Source organism: Syntrophaceticus schinkii (assembly GCF_000946815.1).
Taxonomy (GTDB): domain Bacteria; phylum Bacillota; class DSM-12270; order Thermacetogeniales; family Thermacetogeniaceae; genus Syntrophaceticus; species Syntrophaceticus schinkii.
Genome location: NZ_CDRZ01000137.1, coordinates 1 through 1,172 on the forward strand (window position 1 = coordinate 1; position 1,172 = coordinate 1,172).

General features: G+C 35.2%; 1 protein-coding gene. It reads right to left on the reverse strand.

What is annotated here, in order from left to right; all coding sequences use genetic code 11:
- Window positions 1-224: 224 nt before the first annotated feature.
- On the reverse strand, window positions 225-629 hold the full coding sequence (locus SSCH_RS06425; RefSeq protein WP_044664749.1) for a hypothetical protein: 405 nt from the start codon (window positions 627-629) through the stop codon (window positions 225-227).
- Window positions 630-1,172: the final 543 nt, after the last annotated feature.

A 1,172-nucleotide genomic window follows, 5' to 3' on the forward strand; every position in this document is an offset into this window, starting at 1 on the left:
GCAATAGTTCTTTGCAAGAAAAACCCTTTTGTTTTTTGAAATTCGATTTCACGAGTATTTCACCTATCTTGTGTTCTTTGAAAAAGTTTGCAACATAATTGGCTGACCTATTTTCATCGGTAATGTTTTCTGGTAAGATAGAAGTCACAAGAGCACCCTTCTTTCCTTGGTATAATGGGGTTTTGCGTACTTCTATTTTACCAGATTGAGGGGTGTTTTTGTTGTTAAAGTTCAGATATATCAAGGGTTTGAGGGTATTTTTTTAGTGCGAAAGTTGAGATAATAACCTTATTTAAGACATCAAATAAGCATGAAGCCTTTGCTCTGGCTACCATGCGATTCTGATTTCCTGAACAGCCAAATTCTTTTCTCAGTAATGCAGTATCAGGCAATTCCAAGACAGTTCCATCAATGGCACTTAGCCTATAACCGTTCCATAATTTTAAATCGTCACATTGCTCGTATACAACCTTGTTTACTGAGTCATTCAACTCTATAAAGGCTTTAGGATCAATCTTTTGCCGAGCTTCACAATAAGCTTGCTTTGATACTGTAGTGTCAGTCTTCAATACGTTCTCATAAAAACTATTCAGCTCAACATTGTAATTGTTAACGATTTTCTTTACCATAATTCATAATTAAATGAAGCATGGTTTCTTTAAATCCCATTTTAGAACTTCCTTGAAAAATGACTTGGCTTTATGCGGCTTGAGCACTTGAACAAATAGTCATTAAGAAGCTGTTGATTCTCCTCAATAAGCCTGTTAAAACACCTAGATAGTTTCAATTTTATCACCTAACAAATGTAAGGTACACAATAAAAACTGTGTTCTTTCGATTGTTAGGCGATTTTTCAAATGTTCAAGGGGTTTTTGAAAATTATTTACTCCAAGTCAATTCCACTAAATAACATATTAACTTGATGACATTGACCGTGTACCACCCGTATTTTGTCGAATACTAGCAAAAACGTGAAAATATGAACTGTGAACTTAAGAGAACCTCTGCCAAGGAAGTCCGCGGGGTTCTTTTATAACATAATGTTTATTACCAGAACAATTCATGGTTTTTAGTATGCAATTCACGGGTTTATCTGAGGCGAAATAAATCGTGTCGACTTTAGATAATCTTGGAGACACCCAGCCTTGTAATGAGAAGAGAACGGGAATAGA